The organism is Tenacibaculum sp. 190524A02b, from assembly GCF_964036645.1.
Lineage (GTDB): Bacteria > Bacteroidota > Bacteroidia > Flavobacteriales > Flavobacteriaceae > Polaribacter > Polaribacter vairaonense.
Genome location: NZ_OZ038525.1, coordinates 300,334 through 319,557, shown reverse-complemented (window position 1 = coordinate 319,557; position 19,224 = coordinate 300,334). Strand labels below are relative to the sequence as shown.

Genomic DNA, 19,224 nt, shown 5'->3' with positions numbered 1-19,224 from the left:
TTATGAAAAATAATAAAATTTTAAATATTAGAGTCAACAAATATTTGTTTTCGACATTATTTTTAATGACTCTTTTAGTTTCGTGTTCTGATGAACGAGATTTTTCAGAAGAAAGATACCATACTGATTCTCATGCTGAAGCTATCACTGCAGCAGGTGGTACACAGGGGATTAAAGCGATAGACTCAGGTATTTTAGCTTACCTGAGAGATGGAGAAGCTGGACAAGATGAGTTTGGCTTAAAAGCCGTAGACCTAGGCATGGATTTACGAAGTAATGACATGGATATGAGTAGAAATACTTGGTTTGGTGCTTTCAATAATTATGACAATGTTATTTTAACAGCAAACGATAATGATTTTATATTTGAATTCTTTTATAAAGTAATCAATAACGCAAATTCGATTATTAATTCTATAAAAGACAACCCTACTCCTGAGCAAGTCATCTTCAAATCTAAATCATATACATACAGAGGATTAGCCTATTTTTATTTATTAAGAATCTACCAACATACTAAAGCATCTGACGAAACAGAAGCGATCCCTATTGATTTTGGGGAATTTGTAGCACAACCTAAATCTACTGTAGGTCAAGTGAAAGCAAGAATTCTTGAAGATTTAACATTAGCATATCAAGGATTAAAAGACTACAATAGAGCTTCAAAAGAAGAAGTTGACGGTAGTGTGGTAGCTGCTTATTTGGCTAGATATTATCTAACTTATGAAAACTGGTCTGAAGCAGAAAAATATGCTGATATTGCCATGAAAGCTGGAAGTATTAGTAGTGATGTAACTCATGGTTTTGATGAGCTTTCCTTATCAGAGGCTATATGGGGTTCTGTGGTAACGGATGCTACATCTGAAATATATGGTTCATTCTTCTCTCATACGAGTCAAATAAACGATGGTTATAGTGGTTGGAATCATTTCAAAACCATCAATTCTAATTTATATGACATGATACCAGCTACCGATAAAAGACAAGCTTGGTTTGCAGACCAGCAATATGCGCCTGGAACAATATTAGTACCAGATACATGGGGGCATTATAATATAACTCCTAAATACACAAGTTTGAAATTTATTGCTCAGCCTGGCCCTGGTCAATTCATAGGAGATTATATTTACCTTAGAAATACAGAATTTTATTTAACTAAAGCAGAAGCCCAAGCAAGACAAGGTAAAGATGGTGATGCTCAACAAACCTTGTTTGATTTAAACTCGGTAAGAGATCCTAGTTACACTAAATCTACTAAAACAGGACAAGACTTAATTGACGAAATTTTAGTATACCGTAGAATTGAACTTTGGGGAGACGGTGTTGCTTCATTTGATATGGCTAGAAATGGAGTAGGATTAAACAGAAAAGATGGTAGAACAAACCTTGTTATGCCTGGTGCTGACTTAGTAATACCAGCTATGGAAGCTAGAATGATTTACCAAATACCACAAAGAGAAGTAGATGCTAATCCTCACTTCTAATCTTTTATCATTTAGTTAATGCTTTACATTTTAACTTAAAATAGACAAAAACCAGAGAAAATTTTCTCTGGTTTTTTAGTTTAATAATTGCTGATTTTATATTTACCTTTGCCCCATGGAAGATAACACAGTAATTTTTGGCATAAGAGCTATAATAGAAGCTATTGAAAGCGGATCATCAATCAATAAAGTATATTTACAAAAAGGATTGAGAGGTGACCTATTTTTTCAATTAGAAAAACTAATCAAAAAACATAAAATATCAACCAGTGTAGTTCCTTCTGAAAAACTAGACCGCCTTTCAAAACATAATAACCACCAAGGTGCGGTAGCTAAAATATCTCCTATTGAGTTTCATGATTTAGAAACTTTACTTGAAGATGTACTAGCTAACACTCAAAAACCGTTATTCTTATTACTTGATCAATTATCTGATGTTAGAAACTTTGGAGCTATCATAAGAACTGCTGAATGTACAGGTGTTCATGGTATCATTATTCAAAAAAGTGGGAGTGCTCCTGTAAATGCCGAAACTATTAAAACCTCTGCTGGTGCTGCTTTTAAAGTACCTATTTGTAAAGTAGACCATATTAAAGATGCTATTTTTCAGTTGCAAGCACACGAGGTTAAGTTAATTTCTGCTACAGAAAAAACAGATGATTCTGTTTATGATGTTGATTTTAACCAACCAATTGCCATTATAATGGGATCCGAACACAAAGGGGTTAGTAACTCAGTTTTAAAGTTATCTGACTATAAAGCAAAACTCCCTTTACTTGGTGAAATTGAATCGTTAAATGTTTCTGTTGCTTGTGGTGCTTTTTTATATGAAGCTGTAAGACAACGACTATAAATACAAATTCAAAAAAGGTTTACTATAAAGTAAATAGTAAACCTTTTTTACTCTTCTTCTCCTTTATATATATACTTATATTTAAACTCAACCACTTCCTCTTCTTCTATTGACTCTATTGATTCAACTTCTTGTGGAGGCACATAATTACCATCCTCATCAAACATATCATCAAATTCTGTTTTTGAGAATGCAAACTTTTCTTTAACAATCCCTAGTTTTCTATATATATAAGCAAAGAAAATTCCTGTTAAAAAACCAGATAAGTGTCCCTCCCAAGACATTCCTTCTTTTATAGGAAATACATACCAAACCATACTTCCATATAAAAAAATTACAACTAAAGAAACTGCTATTAATCGAAAGTGTTTTTTTATTATACCGCTGAAAAACGTAAAACTGAATAATAAGTAAACAATACCACTTGCACCTATATGATAGGATTCTCTAGCAATACACCATGTTAATACACCAGTAATTATACCTCCGTAAAGCAATACTTTTGCAGCCACTTTTTTATAAAAAATTAGCAATAAAGAAGTCAGTACAAATAAAGGAATAGAATTATTAAATAAATGCCCCGTATTACTATGGATAAATGGTGAAAAAAAAACACCTCGTATTCCTTTTAAAGTTCTTGGCAAAACTCCAAACTTATTAAAATTAAATCCAAATTTTATTTCTACCCAATATACCAACCATATAATAAGAACTAAAAATAATGGTAAGCGAAAAGACCCTCTTGAAATTTGCAATTGATTGGTTGTATTCATACTTTTTCAATAGCAAAAACATTTCCAAATATTTATTACTGTAATTATGACAGCATAGAGATTTAGATTAAATATTAGTAACTTTGATATAAAATTAGAAATTCTAAAATGACGCAGCCTTTAGCGGAACGTATCCGACCAAAAACTCTTAGTGACTATATTAGTCAGCAACATTTAGTAGGTGAAGAAGGTATTTTAACACATCATATAAAACAAGGAATTATTCCTTCATTAATTTTGTGGGGACCTCCTGGTATTGGTAAAACTACGCTGGCTACTATTATAGCTAATGAATCTGGAAGACCTTTTTATACATTAAGCGCGATTAGTTCTGGTGTAAAAGATGTTAGAGAAGTTATTGAAAAAGCTAAAAAAAGTAGTGGTTTATTTACACAAAAGAATCCTATTTTATTTATTGATGAAATTCATAGATTTAGTAAATCTCAACAAGACTCTTTGCTAGGTGCAGTTGAAAAAGGCTGGGTTACTTTGGTTGGTGCTACTACAGAAAACCCAAGTTTTGAAGTAATCCCTGCCCTACTCTCTCGATGTCAAGTTTATATTTTAAACTCTTTTGATAAAAACGATTTAATTTCTCTTATCCATAGAGCTATGGAAAAAGATGAAATAATAGCCTCTAAGAAAATAACCTTAAAAGAAACAGATGCTTTACTTCAAGTTTCTGGAGGTGATGCTAGAAAATTGCTTAATATTTTTGAGTTATTAGTAATTGCTGATGATGAAATTGAAATCACCAATGAATTGGTTCTCAAAAAAATTCAAAAAAACACGGTTAAATACGATAAAACCGGTGAGCAACATTATGACATAATTTCAGCTTTTATTAAATCAATTAGAGGTAGTGATCCAAATGCAGCTGTATATTGGTTGGCTAGAATGATTGAAGGCGGTGAAGATGTAAAATTTATTGCTAGAAGATTATTAATTTTAGCTTCAGAAGATATTGGAAACGCAAATCCAACTGCTCTAATTTTAGCTAACAATACCTTTCAGGCAGTTTCTGTTATAGGAAACCCTGAGTCTAGAATTATTTTAAGTCAGTGTGCTATTTATTTAGCTAATTCTGCAAAAAGTAATGCTTCTTATATGGCTATTGGTGAAGCTCAAAACTTGGTAAAAACTACTGGTGATCTTTCAGTTCCTTTACATTTACGAAATGCGCCTACAAAATTAATGCGTGATTTAGATTATGGTAAGGATTACAAATACTCACATAATTACCAAGGTAATTTTGTTTCTCAAGAATTTTTACCTGATGAAATACAAAACACAAAGCTTTATGAGCCTGGTAATAATGCGAGAGAAAACCAATTTAGAGAAGTTTTAAAACAACGTTGGAAAGGTAAATACAAGTATTAAAAAAAGCAGTTTTTCAACTGCTTTTTTTAATATAAATAGGCACTTATAACTTCAGATTATTAACCCTTTGGCTATCACATGCTATTTAAAATTTGATCTTATATTGTTTTAAAACTTTAGCGCCATTTTCATAATACTCAGCAAACCATACACCATTACTTTTAAACAAAATTCCATCTTTAGTTTTTAAAACAAAGACATCTTTTATACTTGTTTTTAAAAGTTCAAATACTTTTTTAGGCTGAGTATCTACTAATTGAAAACCATTAGCTGTTGGCTGTGCATATAATGTTTCTTTGGTTGATATTACTTCATTTTTAACATTTTCATTTTTTAACTCTATCACTTTCTTTAAGGCTGGTAATATTTTTGCTGACGCTTTTATATCTTCTTTTAACGGTTGGTATTTGTAACGCAAACCTTGTATAGATCTAAAAGCATTTCTAATAGCCTCATGATAGGCTGTTTTATATTCTTTCTTTTTACTTTTTCCTATCTGAGAACGGTACACCAACTTATCATTACAGTCTTTTAACTCTACTACACTTTTTGTAGTAAATGCTCCCGACTCATCAATTACATCTCCTGTTAAAGCCAAACATCTATTATTTAAAACATCTTTTGGCAGGTCTTCATTTTCCATATAAGCGTTAAACCCATATTTTTTAAATAAAAACTTAGTTAATGAACTCGTTTGGTATTGATCATTTTTACTAACAAATTCAAACTGTTTTGGTACAATTACATATTTATAATTGTTTAACTTCTTCTGTCCAAAAGTAATGGTTGTAGCCAATAACAGCAGATATACTATATTTTTCATACTCTTACTTAAAAATTAAATTAAAGCCTAATTGAAAAGAGGCATTGTGTGCATCGGCAATATCGGTAACTTTTAATAAATTATCAACCATTCCATATATATTAACTTTTCCTAATTTTGCTGATAGCCCAATACCTACATTACTATATGAAAAATCATCTATGGTATATGTTATTTTAGTTTTTAAACCTTCTAATAATCTTGTTTCATAGAAACCTGTTAAAGCAAACTTTGGCCCTACTGGTCTTATTACTGAAAACAACTGAGCTCCTACTGCATTGTTATAATAATCTTTATAAGAAATATCACTACAACTTTCTTCATTTCTAGATTTCCCCCATTGATGTCTTATAGAACTATTGAATTTTATAGGTCGCATAACAGTATAAGACTCTGTATTTTCTTCTCTAACTACTTTTGAGTTAAAATCTCTATCTAAATCTCCCCAATAATCGGGATTTGTATTATCATATTGAAAATTAATACCAGAAAAAATATAATTACCTTTCACAGTAAAATTTCTAATATCCTCAGAATAACTAACAAAACCAATATCTAATAAACTAGCGGTAATTTCTGTTTGCGGATTTAAATGATAGGTCATTCCAATATCAAATCCAACACCTAAATTTCCTCCTAAAAAAGATCTTCCTAATAATTTTGAAGCAGAAATATCCGACTCCTTATCAACATTATTACCATTATTTACACCTGACGTATATCCTGTTACGTTAATTCCATTCAAATAATGTTCATAAATATTATCCTCTCCTAACCTAGTACTAAAACTTCCTGCATTATTCGTTGAAGTAACATTTACAATACCTGAGTACAATTTAAAGCGTGCTCCGACTGTTAGTTTAGAACTTAGCTTTCTAGTAAGTCCAACATGTAAAACTCCTAAAGCTTCTGCTTTAATATTTGCCTGAGATATTAAGAAACTTCTATTTAAATAAGCTTCATTCCCTTCATTTAGTAAAGTTAACACATCTTTAGGAACTGTAGCATACGCATCAATCTCTGTATAAAAACCAGCACTTAAATAATCCCTATCATTCAATCTATACCCACCATTCAATACATCTATTTGGGAATGAATTTGCACATAGTCATCTGCTGTTAACTTATTTAATACATTTCTATATTTTACATTAAAATCTACTCCATCTTGTCTAAAAAGATCCGCAACAGTAGCTCCAGTAACTCCAAAATTCATAGAAATTCCTGAAAGTAACGGAATACCTGCATGAAACCTATAATTAGTTTCTGTTCCTGGATTTAATAGTAAAGTTTGTGGTATTTCATCAAAATTATATAATATCTGTTTATTTTGTGCGTACACTGATTTTATTCCTAGAGTAAGGAACGTTATTATAATTACTAACTTTCTCATTAATCTATCTTAAAATAAAAGGTTCCTGCTGACTTAAAACTAAATACTTTTCTTACATTGATATCAATGATTGATCCATCTGTACTTGGAAGTAAACTAAAAACTGCTTCAATTTTTTTAGTATTTAAAACATTTGGATTGTTAACCACATCAATCACTTCCTTATGCTCAAACTTCTGAGCATTTTCAGGTATTTCTAAAGCAGGAATATCATAGGCTTCTCCCCCATTTTCATCTAGCAATCTAAAATCAATTACAAAACGTCTATTAAAAGGGTTTTTCACTTCAAAATCTAACTCAATTTTAGTCAAATCTTTAGTAATACTGTTCTCAAACGCATAAAAATTAGATTGATCTGTTATAGATGGAACTTCAGCTCCTGAAGGACTTACAAAAAGCGTTTGCTCTATACTTGAATGAGCCAACGCTATTTTAAAAGTTGGTGTAATCTCTAAATCTTTTGCCTGATCAAAATCCAAATCTTTTACACAAGTTAGTTGTAGCAAGGAAATACTGCAACACAAAAAGGCATACAAAAATCTTCTCATATATATTTCTTAATTTTCAAAGTTAAGGTCAAAAATTGTATTGGCTAATTACCATAATAATTAGCTTTAGTTATGTTTACAACATGAATATGAGTGGAAGGGGAAGGTAAATTGTAAACGTTTAATCTCTATAAATATTGCTTTAGTTCTGTTAATGAGCTTATAGTTGCTATACCATTACTACTCTTTTCTTCTGTAAGATGAATAGCTAACATCCCCATATTTAAAGCTCCCATTATGTCTGCTTCATAACTATCACCAATCATAATAGATTCTTCTGGTTGTGCTTTTGCTTCTGTTAAAGCATACTCAAAAACCCGTGGGTTAGGCTTTTTGACTCCTACACTTTCAGAGGTGACTACAATGTTAAAATAGTTAGCAATGCCTGATTTTTCCATTTTCAAGCGTTGTACTTCTTCAAATCCATTAGTAATTATATGCAATTGATATTCTTTCTTTAAATATTCTAACATCTCCACCGTTCCATGTAACAAGTTATTAAAATTAGGCAAATAATTTATATAATCTTCAGAAATTTTTTCAATTAATTTATCTGAGATTACATACTCCAATGCATCGAAAGTTTCTTTTAATCTTTTATAGCGCAATGTTTCTTTAGATATTTTATCATCTCTGTATAATCTCCAATAATTCAAGTTAATTGGTGAATACACCTTAATAAACTTTTTAAAGTCTAAGGAAAGATTTTGTTCTTGAAATATTTGCTTGAAGGTTAGTTCAGAGTTTTTTTCAAAGTCCCATAGCGTATGATCTAAATCAAAAAATAAATGTTTAATATTTGTCATACTTCAAATTTAAAAGTATAAATGGTTTTTAAAACTATTTTAACTATTTATTTTTCATATTAATTTTTGAACTGTATATTGCCCTAAATTTTAACAATAACAAAATTGCAGTTACTAGTAGATTTATTTAATATATTTTTAATAGTTAGTGCTATTCATGGCTTTATTTTTAGTGCTATAATGCGTAAATCTAAAAATGGTAAAACTTCTAGTGTTCTATACTTAACACTAATGACTTTAGCCATTTCTTTTAATAATTTACAATCTTGGCTTCTGACTAAGAAAGAGGTTTTTAATTTTTCTTTTTTAGATTATATTCAGATTCCTTGGCACTTTTTAATAGCTCCTTTCTTCTTTATGTTTGTGGTACATTATTTAGGTGTTGAAAAACGATTTTTTAATCTTTTAAAAGTTATTCTTCCCATCTTTTTTTGTAGCATTATTATTCAAGGAATTTATTTATGGTATGCTAAAGAAACCTATGCTACAGAACATTACTCTTACTTATACGAACAATATACCTCTATAGAGGAAGCTTTTAGCTTTATTATTTCTTTTGCTATTTATTTGTATTCTTTTCATATTATAAGAAATAATAAAGACTGGTTTCATGATTTACTTAGCTATGATAATTTAAAATGGCTTAGAAATTTTTTAATATTTGCTGCCTTTATTTATGTTTTATGGGGCTTTGCTTTAATTATAGAGTTTTACTTACACTTTAAAAATTTTATTATTTTTTACTACCCTCTTAGAGTTGCCACAACTGTTTTAATTTATTGGCTAGGCTATCAAACATTAATTTTTTTAAGACAGATAGAAGAGCGAAAGTCTATAAGAGAACTTTCATTACCAGAAACAAACATTAATACCGATGCACATAAAAAGTTCTTAAAAATTGAAAAATACATTTCAAAAAACCGTAGGTTTTTAGACAACCAATTAAGTTTAGAAATACTGGCTAATGAATTACAAATGAGTAGCAGTCAACTATCTAGAATTATTAATGAAGAAACTGGAAATAATTTTAGTTTTTTAATGAATAGCTATCGTGTTGAATTTAGCAAACAATTGTTAACAAATACTACTTATGAGAGTTACACTATTACCTCTATTGCATTAGAAGCAGGGTTTAACTCTAAATCTACTTTTTACAATGTTTTTAAAAAGCATACAGGGTTTACCCCTACACAATTTAAAAACAATACCAATTAAATACCTACAATTATAAACTCAAGAAGTTAAGAAGTTAAGAAGTTAAGAAGTTAAGAAGTTAAATATTACTCAATTCCATTTACAACTTAAAATTATAACTACTTAATTTATGAAATATTCAATCAAAAAAAGACGGTTAAATTAGGTTAGCTTAAATTGAAGTGGTGTTAGTTATTAAGCAAACCTTAGCATTTATTTTCCAAAATATTTTAAAATATCCCTCCTAATTAATTCATTTAGTATATAAAAACGGTATTGTATACCCATATTTACTGTCCCAAAATCAGGAAACTTGTCCAGATTCTTGCAATTTGCAAGAATCTGGACTCCTAAAATAAGCGTTCAACTACATTTGAAGTGTATTAATCGTCGGGGAAAATTACTATGAACTATTAACAACATTAAGAGCTCTAAAAATACAAACCAATAAAAATTTTAGAGCTCTATTGTAAAACACTAACTAAAAAATTTATTTTATGAAATCTATATGTAAACTTGCTTGTACTCTATTAGTTTCAGTACAGTCCTTTTTAGTAACTGGACAAGAAATAAGAAATGTACTATTACCTAACATTAGCATTGAAAATACTAAAAAGAAAGCTATATCTGTAGAAAGTTCTATAGCTTCTGGTACTGAGCTTAAATTTGATATTACTTACAATATTACAAATCAAGTAGCAATATTTGGAAGTTATAACTTTATAAACTGGAAAAACCATAGCACTCCTACTTTTGCTAGTATCTTCTTTACTTCTTTAGCTAAAAAAGTTACAAATAACAACTATGGATACACTTTAGGTATTGCTTACTTAACTAATTTGAGAAATAATCAAAACTTTGAATTCTTAACTGGCTACGAATACCAATCTTTAAATCAATCAGAGTACTCTTATATACTAACAACTTCCGAAAATATAATTAACCAAAACTATTATAAACTTTTTTTACAATTTAATTATGTAAAACGGTATTCTAGAATACATCACGGATCTATACTAAAGTTTTCTTACTTAAAAAGAACCAAGCTTTTTAACTTGGAGCAATCATTAAAAAATAATCACTCACCTTCTAAAAACATATCTCATTTTTTAGATGTTAACTATTTTTTCAATTACAAAATTGTCAAACATTTTAATTTATTTGCAACTTTTCAAATTGGTACTTCATTAAGCCCCTCATTTGATGACGGCTTTAGTATCTATACTAAACTTGGGTTGAAATATAAGTTTGATTTCTAAGGCATTTACTACTACAAATCAACACATAAATTTAAAAACTTAATTCTTTAAAACTAACCATTATGAAAATAGCAACTTTAAAAATAGCCTTCTTTTTACTGGCTATCAGTTTTACCAACTGTTCTAAAGACGAAGCATCACTACCATCACTACAACAACTCCCACCTATGACACAAGTAGGCGCTAATACTGTAGGCTGTTTGGTGAACGGGGAAGTATTATTACCAAAAGGAAGTAATCCTGTAAGAAATCCTATAACAACCTGCTTTTATCAGTTTGTAAATAATCAATGGAATTTTAGTTTAGGTTTTTCTAATAATGAAAAAGAAAATTTAAGAGGAATAAATTTAGCTTCTAAAAACATTATTTTAAAAGAAGGGATAACCTATAACTTAGTATTAGATAATAATAATAGTGCCTTTGCTACTTATTTTAATTTTGGAACCCCTGACTTTATTACCACAAGTGAAGTTAAAGGTAAGTTAACAATTGATAAATTAGATACTGGAAAATCCATTATTTCAGGTACATTTTGGTTCAATGCTATTAATGCCAATGGGGAAAAAATAGAAATACGAAATGGACGATTTGATATGCAATACTCACAATAATAAAGAATAAAGAATAAAGAATAAAGAATAAAGAAAATTAGTAAAACCTTAAAACAAATTTCTATAAACACCTCCATAAAAACTAAGAAATGAGTCCGAAAACGTCCAGATGGAGTCCAGATTTTTGCAATTTGCAAGAAATGGGACAAGCAAACCGCTACGAATCCTATATTTGAGACATCAATTATTTAGAATTGGTAAAAGGTAAAAGACTTGAAGCAAAAGGTTTCCTTTTGATGATGAAATTTTATCTCATAAACTAAAAATTAAACACTAAAAACTGAGCACTATAATCCTTATATATTAATTAACGTGAGTTCGACATAACTTTATCTTGATAACCTTTGTAAATTAAGGATGTCATTGCGAAAAAAATGGAATTTAATGGGATTTTTTGTGGCAATCTGCTATATAAAAGAAAGATTACTTCGTCGCACCTTCCTTACAACACCTAACCCACTAGTTAACAAAAAAAATAAACATCTTTTTAAATCAAACTCACGTTAATTAAAAAAATAGTAAAAACTAACCATTATGAAAATAGCAACCTTAAAAATAGCCTTCTTTTTACTGGCTATCAGTTTTACCAACTGTTCTAAAGACGAAGCACCACTCCCCCCATTACAACAACTCCCACCTATGACACAAGTAGGCGCTAATACTGTAGGTTGTTTGGTGAACGGAGAAGTGTTTTTACCTCATCAAAAAAATCCTTTTGGTGTTCCTTCTACCACTTGTTTTTATCAATTTTTGGATGGTAACTATGAGTTTGGACTACGCTTTTTCAATGATGAACAAGATATACTAAGACAAGTTACTATCGGTGGAAATAAATTAAAACTTTTAGAAGGTAAAACCTATATAATAAAAGCTGAAGAACCAAAAAAATCAACCTATGCATATTATACATTAGGCGGTATGCAAGGATATCGAACAACAAAAAAAATCACAGGTGAACTGACCATTACCAAACTAGACCCTACCAAAGGTATTATTTCAGGAATTTTCTGGTTTGATGCCATAAGATTAAGTGATCATGAAATTGTTAAAGTACGAAATGGACGCTTTGATATGCAATACTCGCAATAATCAGAAATAAAGAATAAAGAATAAAGAATAAAGAATAAAGAATAAAGAATAAAGAAAATTAGTAAAACCTTAAAACAAATTTCTATAAACACCCCAATAAAAACTAAAAAATGAGTTCGAAAACGTCCAGATGGAGTCCAGATTCTTGCAATTTGCAAGAAATGGGACAGGCAAACCACTACGAACTCTATATTTGAGACATCAATTATTTAGAATTGGTAAAAGGTGGAAGATTTGAGGCAAAAGGTTTCCTTTTAATGATGAAATTTTATCAAATACATTAAAAATTAAACACTAAAAACTGAGAACTATAAATCCTTACATATTAATTAAAAAATAGTTAAAACTAACCATTATGAAAATAGCAACTTTAAAAATAGCCTTCTTTTTACTGGCTATCAGTTTTACCAACTGTTCTAAAGAAGAAGATCCTGTAGCGCCACTACAACAACTCCCACCTATGACGCAAGTAGGCGCTAATACTGTAGGTTGCTTGGTGAATGGGGAAGTATTTTTGCCTCATCAAAAAAATCCTACGGGAGTATCTTCAACTATTTGTTTTTATCAATTTGTAAATAATAAATGGAATTTTAGTTTGGGTTTTTCCAATGATAAACAAACTAAATTAAGAGCCGTAAATATCGCGACAAAAAACCATGTCCTTGAACAAGGAAAAACTTATGAACTTATTTCGGGTAATGGAAATAGTCTATTTGGAAATTATACAATATATAACGGAGGAATCTCCAATATTGACAAATATGTTACTAATGGAAATTCCATTAAAGGGGAATTAACTATAAAGTACCTTAACAAACAAAAGAATATTATTTCTGGAACTTTTTGGTTCAATGCTGTAAACACTAATGACGAAAAAATAGAAATAAGAGACGGTCGTTTCGATATGCAATACTCGCAATAATCAGAAATAAAGAATAAAGAATAAAGAATAAAGAATAAAGAATAAAGAAAATTAGTAAAACCTTTAAACAAATTTCTATAAACACCTCCATAAAAACTAAAAAATGAGTCCGAAAACGTCCAGATGGAGTCCAGATTCTTGCAATTTGCAAGAAATGGTACAAGCAAACCACTACGAATCCTATATTTGAGACATCAATTATCAAGAATCGATAAAAGGTGAAAGGTTTGAAGTAAAAGGTTTTCTTTTGATGATGAAATTTTATCTCATAAACTAAAAATTAAACACTAAAAACTGAGCACTATAATCCTTTATATATTAATTAAAAAATAGTTAAAACTAACCATTATGAAAATAGCAACCTTAAAAATAGCCGTCTTTTTACTGGCTATCAGTTTTACCAACTGTTATAAAGACGAAGCACCACTACCACCACTACAACAACTCCCACCTATGACGCAAGTAGGCGCTAATACTGTAGGTTGTTTGGTGAATGGAGAAGCTTTTTTACCTAAAGGGAGTAATCCGACTGGCTCTCCAATTGTTACTTGTTTTTATCAATTTTTAGATGGAAATTATGAATTTGGATTAGGGTTTAATAATAATGAAAAAAAACCTTTAGTTAGAAGAGTTAGTATACAAACCAATAAGTTAAAATTTACAGAAGGACAAACTTATGATTTAAAAGCCGAAACTTCGGAGGATTCTGCTTATGCTTATTTTATTTTAGGAGGTAATCAATACGGTTATGGAACTACTAATACTTTTACAGGTGAATTGACCATTACCAAACTAGATCCTACCAAAGCAATTATCTCTGGTACTTTTTGGTTTGATGCCAAAAGAGCTAACACTGATGAAGTGATAAAAATACGTGATGGTCGTTTCGATATGCAATATTCTCAATAATAAAAAATAGCCTATGTAAACCGTAAAAAACAAAGAAAGACTCCCTACTAGGTAGGCAATCTTTCAATAAAGCTAAACAACATCTCACCATTATTTAACTTAAACACAAAAATATGAAAAGAATTTTATTCTGGCTATGCCTTGTGCTAGGTACTACCGTTACCATAGCCCAACAAACTACCAACACCAATTTTGCACAACAAATGAATGCCCTATTTGGCAGCTTACAAAAAAACAAAATACCTCACGGTATTTTGTTAGATATGGCCATGGAGTTTACAGATGTACCCGCAGTTAACGGACAATTAACCAACAACAATTACATTAGCCCTAGGCGTTTAAAAGAAATTCAAAAAACCCTGTTTATGGGTAAAATAACCAGCCAATCTAACAATTTAATTCCTCCTGATGATTTAGAGGAGCAATGGTATAAAGAGCGTGCTGAAAACCACATTGCCTTAGCTGGTTTGTATTTTAAATATGCCCGCTTTGTACACAATGCCACTACTGCTGGTAAACTTACCTATAGGAATGGTAAGTTTTACGACCGTTATATAGACAACCGTTGGCAAAACCCGTATGAAACGCTAAGTACCTTTGCCATGACGGCTCCTATACAAGTATATACAGGCTTGCAAGTAAAGGTAAAATTGCCTCAAAATATTTTTTACAGCAACAATGCTCAACAAGTACAAAAAATAGAAGCTGATTTTGCCGATGGCAAAGGCTATAGGCGTCTACCTTACAACCAATTGGTTACTGTGAGCTACGCGGTAGAAGGCAATAAAATTTGGAAATACAAACTAACCCTAACCAACGGGCAGGTACTGTACAGCCATTCTAAAATAAAAATAAAAAAAGGAAAACACTTTCCGTTAATTAACAATACCCAAGTAAAACACCAAAAACAACAACAGGCTTGTGGTTTGTATAGTAAAGACATTGTAGCCTCTAAAAGCTACTTAGGCAAACATGGAAAAGCTAGAATTTTTATTGACGATGCTGGGAACGATTGTAAAATTACCAAACCCTTAATAGTAGTAGAAGGTTGGGACGTAACCACCTTATTAAATCCGGAAACCAAGTATAGTTCTGAAGATTTTGAAAATTTTAAAAGATCTGTTTCGGAAAGTACAGAACTCCTACCTTTAATAGACGGAAACCCTAATATTCCAAACGACCAAGAATACGATTTAATTTTTGTGAATTGGGACCATGGTATGGATTACATACAGCGTAATGCTTTAGTTGTAGAAGAGGTTATAAAATGGGTTAACCAACAAAAAGCGTTAAGTGGTAGTACAGAGAAAAATGTTATTATTGGGCAAAGTATGGGTGGTGTAGTGTCCCGTTACGCTTTAAGAGATATGGAGCAACGTAACTTAACCCACCAAGTACGTTTATTTGTTTCGCATGATGCACCACAGCAAGGGGCTAACATACCATTATCTATACAATACATGTATAGAAATGCTAGAAATCAACTAATAAAAGCACCGTTATATCATGTTGTTAAACTTTTTACCTCTAACCATACGGCGCATAAGTATTTAACTATTTTAGACCAACCCGCTACCAGTCAATTATTGGTCAATAGGGCTAATAATAATTATGACTTAGATAATGCCATGCACATTAATTTTTATAATGAATTAAATGCCAAAGGCTACCCTAAACAAAATGGCATTAGAAACATTGCTATTAGTAATGGTAGTGAGTGCGGTACTACACAAAATTTTAATGCTGGAGAACCACTTGTCCAGTTTAATTATCACAAATCACTTTCTTTTTTACAAGACATTGCTAGTTTATTTGTATTTCCAGCTATTGGAGGTACTTTGGGACTACTTGTGGATCCTGATTTTTTTAAAGTAGGAATTATGGGGGCAATACCAGGTAATTCTAAGTTTGATGTTAATCTTACAGACAGGTCTTTATACCCTAATGGAGGAAACAATATTCATAGCTTTCAAGTATCTTATACTAAAAAAATTCTTTGGTTATTTTCGGTTAAAACTCACATTGTAAACAAAAAAATCAACCAACCGCATGCTATTAATAAGCATTATGACAATTTTGGTGGTGGGTATATTGGTGTTGGAGAGTACGTTGGTAAAGCCAATATTGGTGGATTAACCATGAGAGATAAATTTACCATTGTGCCTACACCAAGTGCTTTGGGTATTTCAGCTGCTAATAATACACATTTTAACAAACCGTATGTGGGTGCTTTCCCTCCATCTGCGCCTTTAAACACCCCTTTTGATAATTTTACTACTGGTTTTAAAGGTACTACCAATACGAATAACAATAATGAAAAACATTTGGAATTTAACGCTAGAAACGGTAATTGGTTGGCAGCTGAGTTAAATACTAAAAATATATACAAAACAGATTGTTCTGCGTTCTGTTCTAACGTATTTATTACTGGTAAATCACTTATTTGTAATACTAATACGTATTCTTTAATTGGCGGTATAACACCACAATGGACTATTACCAAGGGTAATCATTTAGTTACTCAAAGTATTTCAGGCAATCAAATAACACTTACTCGTAAACCCAATGTTAATGGTCCTGTAACGCTAGCTGCTAAAGTGGGTAGTAATAAATGTGGTTCTAGAACTATTACTAAAGAAATATGGGTAGGAAAACCTGAAGTTTCTTTTATTATTAATCCTTTAAACAATTATGTTAATATTACATTAAAAGGAAGTGATAATTCTAGTATATATAATCAAAACATAACCAATGTTACTTGGGAAAAATATACAGGAGGTGGGCAATGTTTTGCTGATATACATCAAAATATTAATATGTTTAATGCTCAAGCCAGCGGTAATTGTTTTAACTGGCGTATTACAGCAAAAGTTACACTAACTAATGCCTGTGGTGCTACTACTATTTACAGAGATATTACTCCGCCTGCTCCAGATCCTGGGCCTTGTAATAATAGATATGCTTTAAAAAGTAATGGAGGTGATAAATATATTGTGCAAAAAGTGATAATAGGTCCATGTGATGGTGACGATAATGGAGGTGGTAAAAATTTTAGAGCTGCTACTATTAATGCTTATGATATTTATGGAAATAAAGTGCATACAGGTTCTGAAAACTCTATTGATTTATCAGATAAAAAGAATGGTATCTATATTTTACATAGTACTGTAGAAGATAAAGTACTAAAAAAACTAGTAGTTAAAAGAGAATAATTCCCCTAGCATTCTTATACCAATTGAATTTTAAACCGTTTGTAATTTGCAAACGGTTTTTATGTGTTTCATACCATTTCAAAGATAAACTTACCTTTAAAGTATTGAGTATTGTTTTTGGTATTATACGTTTACAGCATTATATTCGCATTGCCATACTAATTCCATCACATCATTCTGAATAATAATAATAATAATAATAATAATAATAATAATAGAAGAGTTTGGGATTAATGCGATTTTGATTTTATTTTGCCTATAAAATTGGCTTGTCTCTTCGAGTAATTTTTTTTGAAATAAAATGGAATATAATTTTGTATTTCAATCTTGTTCAGCAGAACTATAGAGAAGTAATTGAATGGTTCTCGATACATTTTTATTCCGTTATCACTTCATAAAAACACTCGAACTGACATAATACCTACGAAATTATGATGTTTAAATCGTATAAATTTAAATTTTGAGGTAAGAAAAACTGTTTTCAATTTATTTTTCATAAAAATAGACTAACAGGTTGTTTCGATATCTCAGATAATGATGATTCATATCGTCATTTGAAATACTATTAAATATTGAAAAAACTAGTATCCTTTTTTAAGAAAGACTTTGTTAAAAATGTTTTAACATTAATTACAGGCTCAGGAATTAGTCAAGTCATTATTTATGGAAGTACGCTTATATTAACCAGACTTTTTTCGGAAGAAGCTTTTGGTGTACTTATGCTCTTTTCATCTTCATTAATTTTGTTAAAACCCATAGCTTCTTTACAGTATGAATTAGCTATTTTACTCCCCAAAAGGAATAAAGATGCTATTAACTTATTTGCTTTTTCAATACTACTTTCTTTTCTAATCTGTACTGCTATATTTCTAGTTCTTTTTTTCTTTAAAAATAATATAAGTACTTTTTTCGGACTTGAACAACTATCCTTTTATATCTATTTTTTACCGATTGCTGTTTTTTTATTCTCTTCAATTTCAATAATCGAATACTGGCATAATAGAAGTAATTTATTTAAAAACATATCTAAAGGTGTTATTGCAAAATCTATTAGTATGAGTACTATACAAATCACTACTGGTTTTAGTAATTTACATGCTATTGGTTTAATCCCTGGAGTAATAGTAGGTCTTGTTTTTCAGCTTCTATTTCTAATAAAAAAATCTGTAATTCCTATTAAAGAAACTGTAAAACATATTTCTTTTAGAAGGATGTTTTTTCTTGCTAAGAAATATAAAGACATCCCTATTTTTAGCACCGTTATAAGTTTTACAAATCAATTATCTAATGAACTTCCTGTTTATCTTATTTCCAATTATTTTGGACTAGGAAATGCTGGAATATATGGTTTAGCTGTTAAAATAAGTAAAGCTCCTATAGGAATTATACAAAATTCTATTAGTCAAGTTTTCTTTAACAAGGCTAGTAAACAATACAATAATAATCAAGATTTAAACTTAACCGTAAAAAAAACCTATAAAAATTTACTCCTTATTGGAGCTTTTCTATTTACCTCTCTTTTTATCCTTTCTTTTTTCTTTGATTTTATTTTAGGAGAAAACTGGACAAAAGCAGGAACTTATGTACGTATTTTAATTCCATGGTTATTTATTGCCTTTTTAAATGCGCCTTTAAGTTCTTTAATCCTTATTCTTAACAAACAAAAAACAATTCTTGTTTATGATATTCTACTACTTACTTCTAGATTTTTAGCTTTTTACATAGGATACACTCAATATAAAAGTATTATAATATCATTAGCCTTATACTCCTCTGTAGGCATTTTATTTAATTTATTTATCCTGTTTTACTTTTTAAAAATATCAACTCTTAAAAAAGATACGTATTCATAACCTTGATACTTTACTTATTCTTTACAGAATCAAAAGCTATAGAGTATTTTTGATAGCTAAATAATTATATTTACATTTTAATGTTATTACAGATAAGGTTACTTTAATACTCTGG

General features: G+C 30.1%; 16 protein-coding genes. 11 read left to right on the top strand and 5 right to left on the bottom strand.

Features of this window, described 5'->3' with window-relative positions; genetic code table 11:
* Window positions 1–2 precede the first annotated feature (2 nt).
* Entirely contained in the window at window positions 3–1,484 is a 1,482-nt protein-coding gene (locus ABNT65_RS01285; protein WP_348746948.1) for a RagB/SusD family nutrient uptake outer membrane protein, read from the top strand.
* Between the two features lie 115 nt (window positions 1,485–1,599).
* Entirely contained in the window at window positions 1,600–2,337 is a 738-nt protein-coding gene (gene rlmB, locus ABNT65_RS01280; RefSeq protein WP_348736775.1) for a 23S rRNA (guanosine(2251)-2'-O)-methyltransferase RlmB, read from the top strand.
* Between the two features lie 47 nt (window positions 2,338–2,384).
* Here rlmB and ABNT65_RS01275 read toward each other — a convergent pair whose 3' ends face one another.
* Window positions 2,385–3,110 (bottom strand): rhomboid family intramembrane serine protease, encoded by a 726-nt coding sequence (locus ABNT65_RS01275; protein WP_348746947.1) that lies wholly within the window; start codon window positions 3,108–3,110, stop codon window positions 2,385–2,387.
* A 108-nt stretch (window positions 3,111–3,218) separates the two neighbouring features.
* On the opposite strand from ABNT65_RS01275, the gene ABNT65_RS01270 reads away from it, so the two are divergent.
* Window positions 3,219–4,490 carry a replication-associated recombination protein A gene (locus ABNT65_RS01270; protein WP_348746946.1) on the top strand — a complete coding sequence of 424 codons (1,272 nt, stop codon included), beginning with the start codon at window positions 3,219–3,221 and terminating at the stop codon, window positions 4,488–4,490.
* A gap of 85 nt (window positions 4,491–4,575) precedes the next feature.
* On the opposite strand, the gene ABNT65_RS01265 is transcribed toward ABNT65_RS01270, so the two are convergent.
* The 4 genes from ABNT65_RS01265 to ABNT65_RS01250 all read right to left on the bottom strand — a co-directional run bounded on the left by ABNT65_RS01265 (window position 4,576) and on the right by ABNT65_RS01250 (window position 8,060).
* The gene (locus ABNT65_RS01265; RefSeq protein ID WP_348746945.1) at window positions 4,576–5,313 is read right to left on the bottom strand and encodes a hypothetical protein; all 738 of its coding nucleotides are present in this window, start codon (window positions 5,311–5,313) and stop codon (window positions 4,576–4,578) included.
* Between the two features lie 4 nt (window positions 5,314–5,317).
* The gene (locus tag ABNT65_RS01260; RefSeq protein WP_348746944.1) at window positions 5,318–6,706 is read right to left on the bottom strand and encodes a DUF5723 family protein; all 1,389 of its coding nucleotides are present in this window, start codon (window positions 6,704–6,706) and stop codon (window positions 5,318–5,320) included.
* Complete coding sequence (locus ABNT65_RS01255) at window positions 6,706–7,254, bottom strand: hypothetical protein (RefSeq protein ID WP_348705844.1); 549 nt, start codon at window positions 7,252–7,254, stop codon at window positions 6,706–6,708. Before ABNT65_RS01255 ends, ABNT65_RS01260 begins: the two co-directional genes overlap by 1 nt.
* 128 nt (window positions 7,255–7,382) lie before the next feature.
* Entirely contained in the window at window positions 7,383–8,060 is a 678-nt protein-coding gene (locus ABNT65_RS01250; RefSeq protein WP_348705842.1) for a YjjG family noncanonical pyrimidine nucleotidase, read from the bottom strand.
* A gap of 105 nt (window positions 8,061–8,165) precedes the next feature.
* On the opposite strand from ABNT65_RS01250, the gene ABNT65_RS01245 reads away from it, so the two are divergent.
* From ABNT65_RS01245 to ABNT65_RS01210, 8 genes are all read left to right on the top strand, one after another.
* Window positions 8,166–9,275: an AraC family transcriptional regulator gene (locus ABNT65_RS01245; protein ID WP_348746943.1), complete on the top strand. Its 1,110-nt coding sequence runs from the start codon at window positions 8,166–8,168 to the stop codon at window positions 9,273–9,275.
* A 476-nt stretch (window positions 9,276–9,751) separates the two neighbouring features.
* A complete protein-coding gene (locus ABNT65_RS01240) occupies window positions 9,752–10,513 on the top strand; it encodes a hypothetical protein (protein ID WP_348746942.1) in 762 nt (253 codons plus the stop codon).
* 62 nt (window positions 10,514–10,575) lie between these two features.
* Complete coding sequence (locus tag ABNT65_RS01235; RefSeq protein ID WP_348746941.1) at window positions 10,576–11,124, top strand: DUF6252 family protein; 549 nt, start codon at window positions 10,576–10,578, stop codon at window positions 11,122–11,124.
* A gap of 534 nt (window positions 11,125–11,658) precedes the next feature.
* A complete protein-coding gene (locus ABNT65_RS01230) occupies window positions 11,659–12,213 on the top strand; it encodes a DUF6252 family protein (protein WP_348746940.1) in 555 nt (184 codons plus the stop codon).
* 355 nt (window positions 12,214–12,568) lie between these two features.
* A complete protein-coding gene (locus ABNT65_RS01225) occupies window positions 12,569–13,135 on the top strand; it encodes a DUF6252 family protein (protein ID WP_348746939.1) in 567 nt (188 codons plus the stop codon).
* Window positions 13,136–13,483: 348 nt separating this feature from the next.
* Window positions 13,484–14,044 carry a DUF6252 family protein gene (locus ABNT65_RS01220; protein ID WP_348746938.1) on the top strand — a complete coding sequence of 187 codons (561 nt, stop codon included), beginning with the start codon at window positions 13,484–13,486 and terminating at the stop codon, window positions 14,042–14,044.
* 113 nt (window positions 14,045–14,157) lie between these two features.
* Window positions 14,158–17,256 carry a hypothetical protein gene (locus ABNT65_RS01215; protein ID WP_348746937.1) on the top strand — a complete coding sequence of 1,033 codons (3,099 nt, stop codon included), beginning with the start codon at window positions 14,158–14,160 and terminating at the stop codon, window positions 17,254–17,256.
* Window positions 17,257–17,828: 572 nt separating this feature from the next.
* The gene (locus ABNT65_RS01210) at window positions 17,829–19,109 is read left to right on the top strand and encodes a lipopolysaccharide biosynthesis protein (RefSeq protein WP_348746936.1); all 1,281 of its coding nucleotides are present in this window, start codon (window positions 17,829–17,831) and stop codon (window positions 19,107–19,109) included.
* The last annotated feature ends 115 nt before the right edge of the window (window positions 19,110–19,224 follow it).

Bases quoted from the DNA above. Each gene is read 5' to 3' on its own strand.
- ABNT65_RS01285 (WP_348746948.1), top strand. From the start codon at position 3: ATGAAAAATAATAAAATTTTAAATATTAGAGTCAACAAATATTTGTTT.
- rlmB (WP_348736775.1), top strand. From the start codon at position 1,600: ATGGAAGATAACACAGTAATTTTTGGCATAAGAGCTATAATAGAAGCT.
- ABNT65_RS01275 (WP_348746947.1), bottom strand. From the start codon at position 3,110: ATGAATACAACCAATCAATTGCAAATTTCAAGAGGGTCTTTTCGCTTA.
- ABNT65_RS01270 (WP_348746946.1), top strand. From the start codon at position 3,219: ATGACGCAGCCTTTAGCGGAACGTATCCGACCAAAAACTCTTAGTGAC.
- ABNT65_RS01265 (WP_348746945.1), bottom strand. From the start codon at position 5,313: ATGAAAAATATAGTATATCTGCTGTTATTGGCTACAACCATTACTTTT.
- ABNT65_RS01260 (WP_348746944.1), bottom strand. From the start codon at position 6,706: ATGAGAAAGTTAGTAATTATAATAACGTTCCTTACTCTAGGAATAAAA.
- ABNT65_RS01255 (WP_348705844.1), bottom strand. From the start codon at position 7,254: ATGAGAAGATTTTTGTATGCCTTTTTGTGTTGCAGTATTTCCTTGCTA.
- ABNT65_RS01250 (WP_348705842.1), bottom strand. From the start codon at position 8,060: ATGACAAATATTAAACATTTATTTTTTGATTTAGATCATACGCTATGG.
- ABNT65_RS01240 (WP_348746942.1), top strand. From the start codon at position 9,752: ATGAAATCTATATGTAAACTTGCTTGTACTCTATTAGTTTCAGTACAG.
- ABNT65_RS01235 (WP_348746941.1), top strand. From the start codon at position 10,576: ATGAAAATAGCAACTTTAAAAATAGCCTTCTTTTTACTGGCTATCAGT.
- ABNT65_RS01230 (WP_348746940.1), top strand. From the start codon at position 11,659: ATGAAAATAGCAACCTTAAAAATAGCCTTCTTTTTACTGGCTATCAGT.
- ABNT65_RS01225 (WP_348746939.1), top strand. From the start codon at position 12,569: ATGAAAATAGCAACTTTAAAAATAGCCTTCTTTTTACTGGCTATCAGT.
- ABNT65_RS01220 (WP_348746938.1), top strand. From the start codon at position 13,484: ATGAAAATAGCAACCTTAAAAATAGCCGTCTTTTTACTGGCTATCAGT.
- ABNT65_RS01215 (WP_348746937.1), top strand. From the start codon at position 14,158: ATGAAAAGAATTTTATTCTGGCTATGCCTTGTGCTAGGTACTACCGTT.